This window comes from Maribacter sp. (genome assembly GCF_016744255.1).
In the GTDB taxonomy this organism is placed as follows: Bacteria; Bacteroidota; Bacteroidia; order Flavobacteriales; family Flavobacteriaceae; genus Maribacter_B.
Genome location: NZ_JADGES010000086.1, coordinates 1 through 14,773 on the forward strand (window position 1 = coordinate 1; position 14,773 = coordinate 14,773).

Genomic DNA, 14,773 nt, shown 5'->3' on the forward strand with positions numbered 1-14,773 from the left:
CGTATGATGGAAGCCGCTATTTCATTAATGCAACTAGCAAAAACTTCTGCCAAACTAGCACAGCTAGCTGAGGCAGAAGTTCCTTATATATCCTTATGTACCGACCCAACAACAGGAGGCACTACTGCATCCTATGCCATGTTAGGCGACATTAATATTTCTGAACCAGGAGCTTTAATAGGTTTCGCAGGTCCTCGTGTAGTAAAAGAAGCTACAGGAAAAGAATTGCCAGATGATTTCCAAACCGCAGAGTTTTTATTAGAACATGGCTTTTTAGATTTCATTTCTCATAGAAGAGATTTAAAAAAGAATATCAACCTTTATGTTGATTTAATAAAAAACAAACCGATTAGAGCAATCATCTAAGGTTAATTGCCAAAAAAGGATTAATTCTAATAAAATTATTTCTATATTTGCGGCTTGATTGAAAATCAATCGTATACATAAAAATCATTAAACCAATATTGGAATGTATTTAACAAAAGAAGTAAAAGCCGAAATTTTCACAAAACACGGCGGAAAAGCAGAGAACACTGGTTCTACTGAAGGTCAAGTTGCATTGTTTACACATCGCATCAACCACTTAACTGGTCACCTTAAGAGAAACCACAAAGATTTTAACACAGAACGTTCTCTAGTAAAACTAGTAGGTAAAAGAAGAAGCCTTTTAGATTATTTAAAGAAGAAAGATATTGTTAAATATCGTGAGCTTATTATAGAATTAGGCATTAGAAAATAAATTTTAAAGGGGAAGCAATGCTTCCCCTTTTTATTATACTCCACTGTTCAGGAGGCAAAACCTACTTACACTAGGAAGAACAAACACAAAAAGCTACGTATAGTTTTTCATTGGTCCACACAACAACACAACACACCATTTGCCATAACAAGGCAAAAGACCATTGTTTAACACCTATGCCAACATTAGTGCATAGGTAAAATCGAATTTATGATTCCAAAAGTATTTAAAGAGGTCATAGACCTTGGTGACGGTAGAGAAATTTCTATCGAAACAGGAAAGTTAGCAAAACAAGCCCATGGCTCTGTTGTTGTTACATCAGGAAAATGTATGTTATTATGTACTGTTGTTTCCAACTACAAACAAAGCTCAGTAGACTTTCTACCGTTAACGGTAGATTATCGTGAGAAATTTGCTGCTGCAGGTCGTTATCCTGGCGGTTTCTTTAAAAGAGAAGCAAGACCTAGTGATGGCGAAGTGCTAACTATGCGTTTAGTAGACAGAGTTTTACGTCCATTATTCCCAAAAGATTATCACGCAGAAACACAAGTGATGATTCAGTTAATGTCTCATGATGATGATGTTATGCCAGAAGCTATGGCAGGTTTAGCAGCATCAGCAGCTATTCAATTATCAGATTTTCCTTTTGAATGCCCTATCTCTGAAGCTAGAGTTGGTCGTGTAAATGGTGAGTTTGTAATCAACCCAACCAGAGCACAATTAGCAGAATCTGACATCGAAATGATGATTGGAGCATCAGCTGATTCTGTAATGATGGTTGAAGGTGAAATGGATGAAATTTCTGAAGAAGAAATGGCAGATGCAATTAAATTTGCCCATGAAGCTATTAAAGTACAATGTGCTGCTCAAGTAAGATTAGCTGAAGCTTTTGGCAAAAAAGAAACACGTGAGTACGAAGGAGAAAGAGAAGATGCCGATTTAGCTCAGAAAATTCACGGTATGGCATACGATAAAGTATATGCTATAGCAAAAGCAGGTTCTGCAAAGCATGAACGTAGCGCAGCCTTTTCTGAAATTAAAGAAGACATTAAAGCAACTTTTTCTGAAGAAGAATTAGAAGATTTCGGTGATTTAGTATCTAGATACTATTACAAAGCTGAAAAAGCCGCTATACGCGATCTAACATTAAATGAAGGTTTACGTTTAGATGGTCGTAAGACAGATGAAGTTAGACCAATTTGGTGTGAGGTAGATTACTTACCGTCAACACACGGTTCTTCTATATTTTCTCGTGGAGAAACGCAAGCATTAGCAACAGTTACTTTAGGAACATCTAGAGATGCTAACAAAATAGATATGCCATCTTATGAAGGTGAAGAAAATTTCTATTTACATTACAACTTTCCTCCTTTTTGTACTGGTGAAGCTAGACCATTAAGAGGAACTTCTCGTAGAGAAGTTGGTCACGGAAACTTAGCACAACGTGGTTTAAAAGGAATGATCCCTGCTGATTGCCCTTACACAGTACGTGTAGTTTCTGAGGTACTAGAATCTAACGGTTCTTCTTCTATGGCAACTGTTTGTGCTGGTACAATGGCATTAATGGATGCTGGTGTAAAAATGACAAGACCAGTTTCAGGTATTGCAATGGGATTAATTTCTGATGCAGATTCTGGAAAATACGCTGTATTATCTGATATTTTAGGTGATGAAGACCACTTAGGAGATATGGATTTTAAAGTTACAGGTACTTCAGAAGGTATTACTGCTTGCCAAATGGATATTAAAGTAAAAGGATTATCTTACGAAATTTTAGTGAATGCACTAAAACAAGCACGTGAGGGTCGTTTACATATCTTAGGAAAATTAACAGACACTATTTCTGCTCCGGCTGAAAGTGTTAAAGATCATGCGCCAACTATGGTTACGCGTAGAGTTCCTAATGAATTTATCGGCGCTTTAATTGGACCTGGAGGAAAAGTAATCCAAGAAATGCAAAAAGAAACGGAGACAACTATCGTTATTAACGAAGACCCTGTAACAGAAGAAGGTATCGTTGAAATATTAGGTGTTGGTAACAAAGGTATTGATGCTGTTATGGCAAAAATAGACTCTTTATTATTTAAACCAACTGTTGGTAGTGCTTACGAAGTAAAAGTAATTAAAATGTTAGATTTCGGTGCCGTAGTAGAATATGCTGAGGCTCCAGGAAACGAAGTTTTATTACACGTATCTGAATTGGCATGGGAACGAACAGAAAATGTTACCGATGTTGTAAACATGGGCGATGTTTTTGATGTAAAATACTTTGGTATAGACCCTAGAACTCGTAAAGAAAAAGTTTCTCGCAAAGCTCTTTTACCAAAACCAGAAGGTTACATAGAGAGACCACCAAGAGACAACAACAGAGGCCGTGATAATAGAGGCCGAGACAATCGTGGACGCGATAATCGTAGAGACGATAGAAAGCCAAGAGAAGATAAGAAAGAAGACTAAACCTTACTAATCTTTTTAAATATTAAACCCTAACTAGTTATCACTAGTTGGGGTTTTGTTTTATATCTAATTTAAATTAAACACCTCTCAAAAATCAAACTTAAGCTTCTTTAATTACAGACCCCTAAAAGATGGAATAACCCTCAAAATTCTCTTGAATATTCAATACGATATATGCTTTTTTTTAACAACTATACAATAGATAAATAGCAAATTAGATCTTAATCATAATATATTCACAAATATGAAAATATAAAAGTCCAAAATGATACTTCCTTCGTAAAACCATAAGAACAGAACACTAAAAACTATTTATGAAAACGGAAAACACTATACCATTACATTCCAAAAAAATCAAAAATCCTTGGGGGTTTACGGTTTTAGCGAGTACTTTTTTACTTATGATTGGTGCTATTTATTTGGTATACATATCCCAGAATGATTTTAATCAGTTTAATGAAGAAAGAGCAAGTTCCATTTGGGGTTTAACTTTTATGACAATAGCAGGGATTCTATTTGCTTTTAAAGCTTCTTTTTTTGTTTATGTATTGTTCCGTTACTTTAAATACAAACCTATTACTTCTGTTACAGATAGTGAATTACCAACTTGTACCGTAATAGTACCTGCCTATAATGAAGGTAAACAAGTATGGGATACCTTAATGAGTTTAGCCGATAGCGATTACCCAAATGAAAAAATACAGATAATCTCCATTGACGATGGTAGTAAGGATGATACCTGGGACTGGATGAAAGATGCCAAAGATAAACTAGGCGATCGTTTAGAAATTTACCAACAACCAGAAAATAAAGGAAAACGCCACGCGCTTTATCGTGGGTTTAATATTGGAAAAGGTGAAATATTTGTTACTGTAGATAGCGATTCTATAGTAAAAACAGATACCCTAAGAAATTTAGTTAGTCCATTTGTCACCAATGAGAAATGTGGTGCAGTCGCAGGCAACATAAGAGTTTTAAATAACGCAAAAGCCTTACTACCTAAAATGTTAGATGTAAGTTTTGTTTTAAGCTTTGAATTTGTACGTTCCGCAGAAAGTAGTCTAAACACCGTTTTATGTACACCAGGCGCTTTAGCTGCTTATCGTAGTACGGCTGTTTTTGCTTGCCTTCCACAATGGATTAACCAAACCTTTATGGGCCAAGCTTCTGATATTGGAGAAGACAGAGCTATGACTAATATGATTTTAAAACAAGGATATCATGTTCTTTTTCAAAGAAACGCATACGCGTATACAAATGTCCCCGAAGAATATAAAGGCCTATACAAAATGTTTATAAGATGGGGAAGAAGTAACGTAAGAGAGAATATTGAAATGTCTAAATACGTTTTCACAAATTTTAGAGAAGAATCTAAAGTTGGTTCCCGTCTATTATTTTTAAATCAATCCATAAAAATAATCATGAGCTACCCATTTTTATTCTTTATGTTGTTCTTTGTTTTAACCCACCCTCTATTATTTATAAGCTCAACCCTATTTAGCATACTTATACTATCTTCTTTTTCGGTAATATTCTACGCAAATAAATATGAGTTAAAAGAATCTTTCTGGGCATATTCCTATAGTATACTATATACTTTTGGTTTGTTTTGGATAACACCTTACGCTATTGCCACCGCAAGTAGAAGAGGCTGGTTAACTAGAGAGTTACCAACAAAAAAAATAAAGATTACATAGAAGAACCTTTATCAAAATATAGAATAGATAAAAACATAAAGTCTCCTATTTACTTAATAGGAGACTTTACTATATAAAACAAAATCAGCCCCATAAGTACAAATATACCTATAACTTAAAGCGGTGCTCATAGCCAATAGCAAACTCACTAAAATCTGCCTGACCGAGGTTAGAATTAATAAATGCCCCTATATAAATAGTATGTTTTTTTTCTTTAATAGATGGTATTACGTAGTATTTTAAACCCATTCGACCATAAACCCTATGTTTAACTTTAAAATAACTATTCAGTTCTCCTGGAACAATTACTTCTTCTCCGTTCGAAAAATAAGTATACCCTTCATTTAGCTTCCAATCAATTTTGTAAAAAGGTTTAGCTATAGTTAATCCTAAACGCATCTCCATTCCAAATCTACCCAGAAGAATTTCCCCACCGCCAAATAAACCAAAACTAGAGGCATTTAAAACAGGGTACTCTTTTAAATGTTTTTCTTGCGTTCGCACAAGAGTTTCATCATTTACAATATAATCATGGTAATGTTCATAAAAATGATAATGCGCACCAATACTTAATTTTACTCTGTTTTTAAAAAGTTTGCCAACGGACAAAGAAGCTGTATAAATTTCCTTTTTAGTATTAAAATAGTCCGATAAGGTATTTTGCCCTATTCCAACATTTGCGGCATAAAATCCATAAATTTTGATTTTTTTTGGTTTTAAATAAGAAGTATATTGTTCTTGTTTTGGAGTAGCGAACATTGCAGAAAAACCTAAAACAACCGAATTATACCCCCTATTTGGCTTTTTCATGTGTCCATTAGACATATGTAAATACCCAAATCCCAAACGCCCAGCACTTGTTTTATTTTTATAGATTTCATAAAACAAGGTTGTATTATACATCCAGTTAACCCGAGTAGAAACACCTTTATTCCTTATATTAGTCTTAGCATTAAAAACTCTTGTAGCATAAGACGCCCCCATAGCAACCATAACATCTAGTTTAGAAGTCTTAGAAGCAAAAACGGGCCATTCAGCAAAAGGAGCTAAACTATAAACATACCCAAGCGAATTTTTGTTCCTTAAATCAGAAAAACCAAAAGCAATGCCAGTTTTAGGTTTTTTATAATTGAGATTATCTTTTAGAAAACCACTCTCATAATTATTACCAACAGTAACTATAAGGTTTCTTTGTAAACCATGATTAGGAAAATCACTATTAGAATCTCCTAAGAAGCCCATGAAAGCCCCAATTTCAATTTCTCTCACTGGCTTATAGGATAGTTCCTGTGCATTTGCTACATACATAAAACTACAACCAACTATAAAGGCAATAAAAATTCTAGTTAAGTAAAAAAAGGAAATCAATTAAAGTAAATTCTTTAAAATTAAGACGAAAAACAAATATAGTCCCTTTCCTAAAGATACACTTATACTAAAACAAGGAAACTCATACTTGACTCGAACAATACTATCATTTAAAGGAGATATATGGTAATTCATCTAAAAAAAACAAAAAAAACCTCACAATTGTAACATTCGTAGCTTTTTTACGTATAAGTATATGCAGTCCATGCAACTTGAACTTAATTACAATAAATGAGACAGCTTAAGATTACAAAACAGGTTACCAATAGGGAAACCGCATCTTTGGATAAGTACTTACAAGAAATTGGAAAAGTAGACTTAATTACTGCAGATGAAGAAGTAGAATTGGCACAAAGAATCAAGGCAGGCGACCAGATCGCTCTTGAAAAACTTACAAAAGCCAATCTTAGATTCGTAGTATCGGTTGCTAAACAGTACCAAAACCAAGGCCTTACTCTGCCTGACTTGATCAATGAAGGAAACTTAGGATTGATAAAAGCGGCACAACGTTTTGATGAAACTCGTGGATTCAAATTTATCTCTTATGCCGTATGGTGGATTCGTCAATCTATCTTACAAGCATTAGCAGAACAATCTCGTATTGTTCGTTTACCATTGAACAAAATTGGTTCAATAAACAAAATAAACAAAACTTTTGCATTCTTGGAGCAAGCGCATGAGCGCCAACCTTCACCAGAAGAAATTGCAAAAGAATTAGACATGACGGTTGACGATGTAAAGCAATCTTTAAAAAATTCTGGTCGTCACGTATCGATGGATGCGCCTTTAATTGACGGAGAAGATTCTAACCTATATGATGTACTTCGTAGTGGTGAATCTCCTAACCCTGATAGAGAATTATTACATGAATCATTACGTACGGAAATAGAACGTGCTTTGGAGACATTAACTCCAAGAGAAGCAGATGTTATCCGTTTATATTTTGGTTTAGCAGGACAACATTCTATGACCTTAGAAGAAATTGGGGAAACTTTTGATTTAACAAGAGAAAGAGTTCGTCAAATTAAAGAAAAGGCGATTCGTAGATTAAAACACACGTCTAGAAGTAAAATCCTAAAGACATACCTTGGTTAAACAAGACACTTATTACATGTTAAATATTCCCCAAATTGGAAATTTGGCATATAAATTGTAATTTGTGAAACATAACAACAGTTTATCATGACTGTTCGTTTTTTGATTGATGAATAAACTCCGGCTGATTACCGGAGTTTTTTAATTTTAAAGCCCACCCCTAAGTGAATAACACTGAAAAAACTTCCGAAAACCAACCTAACAATCCACTACATGGAGTAAAACTGGTTACAATCTTAGAAGAACTTACCAATACCTACAGCTGGGAAGAATTAGCTAACCAAATAAACATTAATTGCTTTAAGAGCAACCCAACTATAAAATCTAGCTTAAAATTTTTAAGAAGAACGCCTTGGGCCAGAGAAAAAGTAGAACAACTATATCTTTACAGTATTAAAAAATAAAATATATGTCTTTTAATATTGTCCTTATAGAGCCAGAAATACCCAATAACACAGGTAATATTGGTAGATTAAGCTTAGGAACAGGTTCTACATTGCACTTGGTAAAACCTTTGGGCTTTGAACTTAGTGACAAACGCGTAAAACGTGCTGGATTAGATTATTGGAAACATCTAAACTTAGTTATTTACGAAAGTACTGAAGAATTTTTTTTTCAACATAGAGATAAGAAAATGGCCTTTTTATCTAGTCATGGAAAAAAGGATCACTGGGATATTCCATTTGAAAATGATATGTTTTTAATCTTTGGAAAAGAATCTGTAGGACTATCTAAATCTATATTAGAAAACAACAAAAAGCACCTCTACAAAATACCTCTTTATAGTGAACATATTCGCAGTTTAAATATAGCCAATGCCGTTAGTATTGTGGTATATGAAGGATTAAAACATTTACCTTAAATCCTAAAAGAATAATATCGTATTAAAAAGCGTACATTTCCTTACTTTTGCTTAAAACAAACTAAGTTTCTAGCAAATGAGCAAAACAAAAATTGCCCCTTCCCTATTGGCCGCCGATTTTGGCAACTTACAACGTGATGTTGAAATGGTCAATAACAGTAATGCCGACTGGCATCATATCGATGTTATGGATGGCGTATTTGTACCCAACATATCTTATGGCATGCCCGTTTTAAAAGCAATACAAAAACACGCTACGAAACCATTAGATGTTCATTTAATGATTGTAGACCCAGACCGTTACATTAAAACATTTGCTAGTTTAGGCGCAGCTGTTTTGACCGTACATTATGAAGCTTGCACACATTTACATCGCTCTTTACAAGCAATTAAAGCAGAAGGAATGATGGCTGGCGTGGCTTTAAACCCACATACCAGTGTTAATCTTCTAGAGGACACAATAAACGATATTGATGTAGTTTGCTTAATGAGTGTTAACCCTGGCTTTGGAGGACAATCCTTTATAGAAAACACATATAACAAAGTAACTGCCCTGAAAGAGCTAATTACCAGAAAAGGAGCAAATACCTTAATAGAAATAGATGGCGGGGTAACTTCTAAAAATGCTGCAGCTCTTACAGAAGCAGGTGCAGATGTTTTAGTAGCAGGTAGTTTTGTTTTTAAGAGCAAAGATCCAATCGCTACTATTGAAGAATTAAAAACAATAGCTGGATAATGAGCCTATTAGATGTTGTAATTATTGGAGGGGGCCCTATAGGCATAGCTTGTGGATTAGAAGCACAAAAAAAAGGATTACGTTATGTTATTCTAGAAAAAGGCCCCATAGTAAACTCTTTATATAATTACCCTGATAATATGCAATTTTTCTCTTCCTCTGAAAGATTAGAGATTGATAATATTCCATTTATTGCTGTTGAAGCAAAACCCAAAAGAAACGAAGCTTTAGAGTATTACAGAAGAATAGTGACAGGTAACAACCTAAATATTAAATTATTTGAAGAAGTTATAGATGTTAAGAAAGAGGAAGAACTATTCCATATAACTTCAACCAAAACCTCCTATACAGCTTCTCATATTGTAATTGCGACAGGATTTTATGACATTCCCAACTTGTTACATGTCCCTGGAGAGGATTTAAAAAAAGTAACACATTATTATAAAAACCCGCATTACTATTCTGGACAAAAAGTAGCAGTAATAGGAGCTAGTAATTCCTCTGTAGATGCAGCCTTGGAATGTTGGCGTAAAGGAGCAGAAGTATCCCTAATTATTAGAGGGTCTAAAGTTGGATCTAGGATTAAATATTGGGTAAGACCAGATATTATAAACCGTATTGACGAAGGAAGCATTACAGCACATTACAACACTACCGTTAAGGAAATAACCCCTAATACAATTATCCTCGAAAACAACAAAGGAACAGAAACCCTGGAAAATGATTTTGTCATAGCCTTAACTGGATACCGCCCGAATTTTAAATTTCTAGAAATGTCTGGGGTTTATTTATCTAAGGATGAAAAAAAATTGCCGCAATACAATCCAGACACCATGGAAACTAACATCTCGGGAGTATATTTAGCTGGTGTTGTTTGTGGCGGTATGGAAACCCATAAATGGTTTATTGAGAATTCTAGGATTCATGCTAAACTAATCATGAGCTCTATTCTACAAAATAAATAACCAAATAAAAACCCTGTTTTCAGGGATATATTTAATACTAATTTCGGTGTTTTCTTATGGTTTTAAAAGCACCAAATTTGCCATATATTAACTTTAATAGTTTAAGTATTTAGCATATTTGCTTAAAGAAATAACTATGACAAATAGTCCAATAGGTAGTAAAATGAATATCAGAAAAAATAGAACCTATAAAAAAATAATTTTTCTAACAAAGAGTATGCTATTCTGTGTATTCTTCTTTCCTATATTAATTTATGGGCAAAATACTCCTACAGACACTATAAGCAATAGTACACAAACAATAAGCTTTGGCTGGTCTAAAAGATCTAGTCCTAAATCATTAAAACCGTATTTTAAGCAATTAAAAAACTCTGAATATGGAGTACAACGCTTCTCTGTACTAGAGCAACTTATTATACACCATACTCAAAAAAGTAATACCGATTCCATTTTACACTATAGTAATATCTATTTAAAAGAAATTGGAAATTGGAACGAAACAGAACATGTAAAACAAAGGCAATACGCCAAAATTCATTATTACTTAGGCACAGGAAGTTATATGAATGGCCTTATCGACAACTCGATAAAATGGCATATTCAAGGCTTACAAGACGCTGAAGATTCTAATTATACAGAATATAGGTATAAAAATAAATTAGGTCTAGCAAAATGTTATATTCTGCAATCTAAAACCGATAAAGCAATAGCTATTCTAAATAAGTCTTTAGTTGAATTTTCCCCAGAATTCCCTTCCCTTAAGATTAAAAATAATATTTTTTTAGGAAAAGCGCATAGGTTTAAAAAAGAATACCATACAGCAGAACTATTCTATAAAGATGCCCTGAAAATATCAGACTCCTTGAATGATATAGAAATGCGATTAACTACAAAGTTAGAACTTGCTAAACTTAATGAAGCAAAAGAAAATTTAGGCCTTGCGTTTCAAGGTTATGAAACTACTAGAAATGAAGCAAAAGAAAATGGATTTGACGCCATATATTTTGAAGGCTCCTTATTATTAGCAAAATATTATTACAATCAAGGCAATCACGAAACAGCTTTAATAGGCCTATCCATGGCCTATATAAATGCAGTGGATAGCGAAAATTTACAATTTCAGAAAGAACTACTTATTTTACAAGCTAAAAGCTATAACAAACAAGAAGATTATAAAAATGCTTATGCTGTTATGACCCAACTGTTTGGCGTTCTTAATGAGATAAAATCTAATCAGCAAAGAGAAATTATTAAAGAGCTAGAAATACAATATGAAACTCTAGAAAAAGAAAAAGAAATTTCTAAACTCGAAGAAAATCAGATTATAAAAGATGCGGAGCTAAAGAGGCAAAAAACTATAAAAAATGCATTTTTAATTGGGTTCCTAATTATTTTAATCCCAGTGATTGGACTTCTATATATGTACTATCAAAAATTACAAACACAAAGCGAGCTCACAAATAAACAGAAAGAAATTAACGAGCAAAAAGTTACTTCCTTAAAACAAGAACAAGAATTAAACTTAATAAAAGCATCCATGGCAGGGCAAGATGACGAGCGTAAACGTATTGCTCAAGAATTACACGATAGTATTGGCGGAAACCTTGCAGGTATAAAGCTTCAAATTTCAAGTATCCAAAATTCCGATCATCAATTAAAAAACATATCACAACAACTAGATGATACATACCAGTTAGTAAGAGACATATCGCACACATTAGTTCCAAAAAAATATAGGCAAAATAATATTACTGGCCTCATTCAAGAATACCTAACTAACATAAGCAAAACTGGCCAGCTAAATATTGATTTTTATCCTCATAGTATAGAAGAATTAAATTCTATAGACGATAAAATTCAGATGGAGTTATTTAAAATTATTCAAGAATTAACGACTAATACTTTAAAGCATGCCAAAGCAAAAAAAGTAGACATCCATTTAAATTTTATAGAAAAAGAGATTTCTTTAATGTTTGAAGATAATGGCGTTGGCTTCGATAGTAAAACAGCTTCTGACGGAATTGGATTTAAAAATATAAAAAATAGAGTTTCCGAATTAGCAGGAAACATACATATAGATTCTTTAAAAAATAGAGGTACTATTATTTCCATAGAAATACCTATAAATAAAAATAATAACCATGAAGTATAACCTAATTATTGCCGACGACCATAAAATGTTTATTGATGGCCTTCTGAGTATTCTAAAAGAAGCTCCTGAATTTTCCGTTACATTAACAGCTAAAAACGGTGCGCAAGTAGTAAAATATTTAGATATAAATGGTGCTGCAGATATTCATTTATTAATTACAGATTTAACTATGCCTGAGATAGGCGGCATAGAACTCAATAAAATAGTAAAAGAAAAACACCCTACTCTAAAAACATTAGTAGTAAGCATGCATATTGATGGGCAAATGATAGACCAACTAATCCGGAATAATGTAGATGGTTATGTACCAAAAAATGCAGAAAAAGAAGAATTACTTTCCGCCATACGCACAATAGTAAAAGGCGAAAAATACTTTTCTAAAGAGATAAAAAGAGCCTATACAGATGCCATGTTTCAAGAAAAAAAGAACAAAGAAGTTGTTCTTACTACTAGGGAAAAAGAAGTCTTAAAATTAATTGCCGAAGAAAATACCACCCAAGAAATTGCAGATATCTTATTTTTAAGTAAACACACTATTGAAAGTTATAGAAAAAATCTCATCTCTAAACTGCAAGTAAAAAACCTTGCAGGCTTAACCAAACACGCTATTAAAATGGGGCTTTTAGATGAATGAAAAAATACAACTCCGCTAAATTTTGTTCTTTTAAAAAACACCCGTCCCTGAAAACAGGGGGCAACATTTCACCTTTTAAGGTGTACTCTTCAGGGCTTGATATACGGAACTTTGTAGTGTTCTAAAACATTACAATTATGAAATATCAAATTCTACTTATCACCATTACTACATTATTTGTTTCTTGTAGCAATGACAAAAAAACAACCGAAACTACAAAAAAACATTCTACTTTAAAATCGGATGTCTTATTAGAAAGTACCGCCTACAATTCCCTAAACTCTAATAAAGAAGAAGAGCATAAAACGCTTTTCATTTCTGGAAAAAAACTTTTAGAAGCAACAGCTACTTACAAAGTAACTAACGAGAAAGGAGAAGAATTACATTGCGAGACATTCCCTGCTACTAAGCTTATACAAGAAGAATACAAAACTGCCAATTCTACCCTACAAGAACAGCACATAAGAGAAGTAGTAGAAGGGTATTTTACAGAAGAGCACAACCATATATTTGCCAACTTATAGCAACTTTTGTATTTACCAAACCAACCCAAAACAGAAAAATCATGATTATATTCGGAAGTAGAACAGCGTACATTGGTTCTAAAATATCTTCAAACAGTATTAGCTGCAATCATTGCCAAACCAAAGGACAAATTACATATAGTATTTTTAGAAGCCATGCGCACATTTTTTGGATACCAGTATTTCCTATAAGAAAAAAAGCAGTTTCAGAGTGTCAACATTGCAAACACACCCTGAGTTTTAAAGAAATGTCTGCCGAAATGAAAAAAGAATGTCATACGGTAAAACAGGAAACCAAAGGCCCTATTTGGCAATTTTCAGGTTTGTTTTTGTTTATCGCATTATTTATAGCTGCTGGTTTTGCTGGAAGAAATGACAAAGAAAACGAAACTCAATATTTATTAACTCCCCTAGCTGGAGATATTTATGATTACAAAACCGAAGATTCTCAATACTCTACCATGAGAATTATACACGTGAGCAAAGACTCTGTCTATATGCAATTAAACGATTACGAAATTGGAAGAAGCTCTAAAATTTATAAAATAGATAAAGAAGAAAATTATTCTAAAAAAGCCTATGGTTATTCTAAAGAAGAAATAAAAACCATGTATGACCAAAAAATCATAATCGATATTGATAGAGAATAAGCCTAATCAAATCTGTCTTAAAGCAAAAAACAATCCCAGATGAGATTGTTTTTTTTGTGACCTCGAAGGGATTCGAACCCCCAACCATCAGAGCCGAAATCTGATATTCTATCCAGTTGAACTACGAGGCCTTAAATATTTTTACGAAAGCAACTTTTTTACTAAGGTAGATATTGTTTTACCATCTGCTTTACCCGATACTTCTTTAGAAACCATTCCCATAACTTTCCCCATATCTTTCATACCAGAAGCTCCTACAGTTGCAATAGTTTTTACAACTATTTTTTCTACTTCTTCTTCTGTTAATTGTTCTGGTAAAAATTGCTCAATTATTGCTATTTGAGCCAATTCTGGCTCTGCCAAATCTGCTCTACCTTGATCTGTAAAAATAGTTGCGCTATCCTTTCTTTGTTTTACTAGCTTTTGAACAAGCTTTATCTCTTCTTCTTCAGATATTTCAGCACCAGAACCTGTTCCAGTTTGCGCCAACAACAATTCTGATTTTATTGCTCTTAACGATTCTAAAGCAACAGAATCTTTTGCTTTCATAGCAGTTTTCATCTGTTCCATAACCTTTGATTGTAAGCTCATAACTGTAAATTTTAGAAATACGAAGATAAAAAATAAACCCGAAAATAGTTTCTATTTTCGGGTTTAATAAGCTTATTAAGGAACCTTTCTTAATCTACATTGTCATGTAAAAAAGAATTGTTAGATCGCAACTGAATTTCATCATTACTATCCGAGCCTAGTGTGGTTCTAGAAACTCTATTTTCTACTCCATTATCATTTAAGTTTACCCCTTGTCTTTTATAAGCAGGCTCTTTTTCTATTTCATCAATACTACTATGTCCACTTTGAAATTTGTAGTTATAATCTTTTAATTTTCTTCTT

The 14,773-nt window shown here is 33.3% G+C and carries 15 protein-coding genes, 1 tRNA gene and 1 pseudogene; 13 read left to right on the forward strand and 4 right to left on the reverse strand.

Features of this window, described 5'->3' with window-relative positions; translation table 11 throughout:
• The 4 genes from QZZ51_RS12985 to QZZ51_RS13000 form a co-directional block, all read left to right on the forward strand.
• Positions 1–366: carboxyl transferase domain-containing protein (locus QZZ51_RS12985; RefSeq protein WP_366511978.1), on the forward strand; the 366-nt coding region annotated here is incomplete at its 5' end.
• A 103-nt stretch (positions 367–469) separates the two neighbouring features.
• Positions 470–739: a 30S ribosomal protein S15 gene (gene rpsO, locus QZZ51_RS12990; protein WP_291870346.1), complete on the forward strand. Its 270-nt coding sequence runs from the start codon at positions 470–472 to the stop codon at positions 737–739.
• 210 nt (positions 740–949) lie between these two features.
• On the forward strand, positions 950–3,196 hold the full coding sequence (locus QZZ51_RS12995; RefSeq protein WP_291870348.1) for a polyribonucleotide nucleotidyltransferase: 2,247 nt from the start codon (positions 950–952) through the stop codon (positions 3,194–3,196).
• A gap of 314 nt (positions 3,197–3,510) precedes the next feature.
• Positions 3,511–4,893 (forward strand): glycosyltransferase family 2 protein, encoded by a 1,383-nt coding sequence (locus QZZ51_RS13000; protein WP_291870351.1) that lies wholly within the window; start codon positions 3,511–3,513, stop codon positions 4,891–4,893.
• Positions 4,894–5,001: 108 nt separating this feature from the next.
• On the opposite strand, the gene QZZ51_RS13005 is transcribed toward QZZ51_RS13000, so the two are convergent.
• A complete protein-coding gene (locus QZZ51_RS13005; RefSeq protein WP_291870354.1) occupies positions 5,002–6,261 on the reverse strand; it encodes an acyloxyacyl hydrolase in 1,260 nt (419 codons plus the stop codon).
• 231 nt (positions 6,262–6,492) lie between these two features.
• Here QZZ51_RS13005 and QZZ51_RS13010 point away from each other — a divergent pair, with 231 nt between their 5' ends.
• From QZZ51_RS13010 to QZZ51_RS13050, 9 genes are all read left to right on the forward strand, one after another.
• Positions 6,493–7,356: a sigma-70 family RNA polymerase sigma factor gene (locus QZZ51_RS13010; RefSeq protein WP_291870356.1), complete on the forward strand. Its 864-nt coding sequence runs from the start codon at positions 6,493–6,495 to the stop codon at positions 7,354–7,356.
• A gap of 164 nt (positions 7,357–7,520) precedes the next feature.
• A complete protein-coding gene (locus QZZ51_RS13015) occupies positions 7,521–7,760 on the forward strand; it encodes a VF530 family protein (protein WP_291870358.1) in 240 nt (79 codons plus the stop codon).
• 5 nt (positions 7,761–7,765) lie between these two features.
• Positions 7,766–8,218, forward strand: coding sequence for a tRNA (cytidine(34)-2'-O)-methyltransferase (locus QZZ51_RS13020; protein ID WP_291870360.1), 453 nt, complete (start codon positions 7,766–7,768; stop codon positions 8,216–8,218).
• 76 nt (positions 8,219–8,294) lie between these two features.
• Entirely contained in the window at positions 8,295–8,954 is a 660-nt protein-coding gene (gene rpe, locus QZZ51_RS13025; protein ID WP_291870362.1) for a ribulose-phosphate 3-epimerase, read from the forward strand.
• Positions 8,954–9,919 carry a YpdA family putative bacillithiol disulfide reductase gene (locus tag QZZ51_RS13030; RefSeq protein WP_291870364.1) on the forward strand — a complete coding sequence of 322 codons (966 nt, stop codon included), beginning with the start codon at positions 8,954–8,956 and terminating at the stop codon, positions 9,917–9,919. Before rpe ends, QZZ51_RS13030 begins: the two co-directional genes overlap by 1 nt.
• A gap of 136 nt (positions 9,920–10,055) precedes the next feature.
• Complete coding sequence (locus QZZ51_RS13035; RefSeq protein WP_291870366.1) at positions 10,056–12,071, forward strand: sensor histidine kinase; 2,016 nt, start codon at positions 10,056–10,058, stop codon at positions 12,069–12,071.
• Positions 12,061–12,705, forward strand: a complete 645-nt coding sequence (locus QZZ51_RS13040; protein WP_291870368.1) for a response regulator transcription factor — start codon at positions 12,061–12,063, stop codon at positions 12,703–12,705. The genes QZZ51_RS13035 and QZZ51_RS13040 overlap by 11 nt, the downstream gene beginning before the upstream one ends.
• 137 nt (positions 12,706–12,842) lie before the next feature.
• Positions 12,843–13,229: a hypothetical protein gene (locus tag QZZ51_RS13045; RefSeq protein WP_291870370.1), complete on the forward strand. Its 387-nt coding sequence runs from the start codon at positions 12,843–12,845 to the stop codon at positions 13,227–13,229.
• A 41-nt stretch (positions 13,230–13,270) separates the two neighbouring features.
• Complete coding sequence (locus QZZ51_RS13050; RefSeq protein WP_291870373.1) at positions 13,271–13,879, forward strand: zinc-ribbon domain-containing protein; 609 nt, start codon at positions 13,271–13,273, stop codon at positions 13,877–13,879.
• Between the two features lie 57 nt (positions 13,880–13,936).
• Here QZZ51_RS13050 and QZZ51_RS13055 read toward each other — a convergent pair.
• From QZZ51_RS13055 to QZZ51_RS13065, 3 genes and pseudogenes are all read right to left on the reverse strand, one after another.
• Positions 13,937–14,010 (reverse strand) — tRNA-Arg (locus QZZ51_RS13055).
• 10 nt (positions 14,011–14,020) lie between these two features.
• On the reverse strand, positions 14,021–14,470 hold the full coding sequence (locus QZZ51_RS13060) for a GatB/YqeY domain-containing protein (protein WP_291870375.1): 450 nt from the start codon (positions 14,468–14,470) through the stop codon (positions 14,021–14,023).
• A gap of 89 nt (positions 14,471–14,559) precedes the next feature.
• Positions 14,560–14,773, reverse strand: a pseudogene (locus QZZ51_RS13065) (cell division protein FtsZ); the annotation flags it as partial.

Coding starts and splice junctions, on each gene's coding strand:
- QZZ51_RS13030 (WP_291870364.1), top strand. CDS start 8,954: ATGAGCCTATTAGATGTTGTAATTATTGGAGGGGGCCCTATAGGCATA.
- QZZ51_RS13040 (WP_291870368.1), top strand. CDS start 12,061: ATGAAGTATAACCTAATTATTGCCGACGACCATAAAATGTTTATTGAT.
- QZZ51_RS13035 (WP_291870366.1), top strand. CDS start 10,056: ATGACAAATAGTCCAATAGGTAGTAAAATGAATATCAGAAAAAATAGA.
- QZZ51_RS13060 (WP_291870375.1), bottom strand. CDS start 14,470: ATGAGCTTACAATCAAAGGTTATGGAACAGATGAAAACTGCTATGAAA.
- rpsO (WP_291870346.1), top strand. CDS start 470: ATGTATTTAACAAAAGAAGTAAAAGCCGAAATTTTCACAAAACACGGC.
- QZZ51_RS13010 (WP_291870356.1), top strand. CDS start 6,493: ATGAGACAGCTTAAGATTACAAAACAGGTTACCAATAGGGAAACCGCA.
- QZZ51_RS13050 (WP_291870373.1), top strand. CDS start 13,271: ATGATTATATTCGGAAGTAGAACAGCGTACATTGGTTCTAAAATATCT.
- QZZ51_RS12995 (WP_291870348.1), top strand. CDS start 950: ATGATTCCAAAAGTATTTAAAGAGGTCATAGACCTTGGTGACGGTAGA.
- QZZ51_RS13045 (WP_291870370.1), top strand. CDS start 12,843: ATGAAATATCAAATTCTACTTATCACCATTACTACATTATTTGTTTCT.
- QZZ51_RS13000 (WP_291870351.1), top strand. CDS start 3,511: ATGAAAACGGAAAACACTATACCATTACATTCCAAAAAAATCAAAAAT.
- rpe (WP_291870362.1), top strand. CDS start 8,295: ATGAGCAAAACAAAAATTGCCCCTTCCCTATTGGCCGCCGATTTTGGC.
- QZZ51_RS13020 (WP_291870360.1), top strand. CDS start 7,766: ATGTCTTTTAATATTGTCCTTATAGAGCCAGAAATACCCAATAACACA.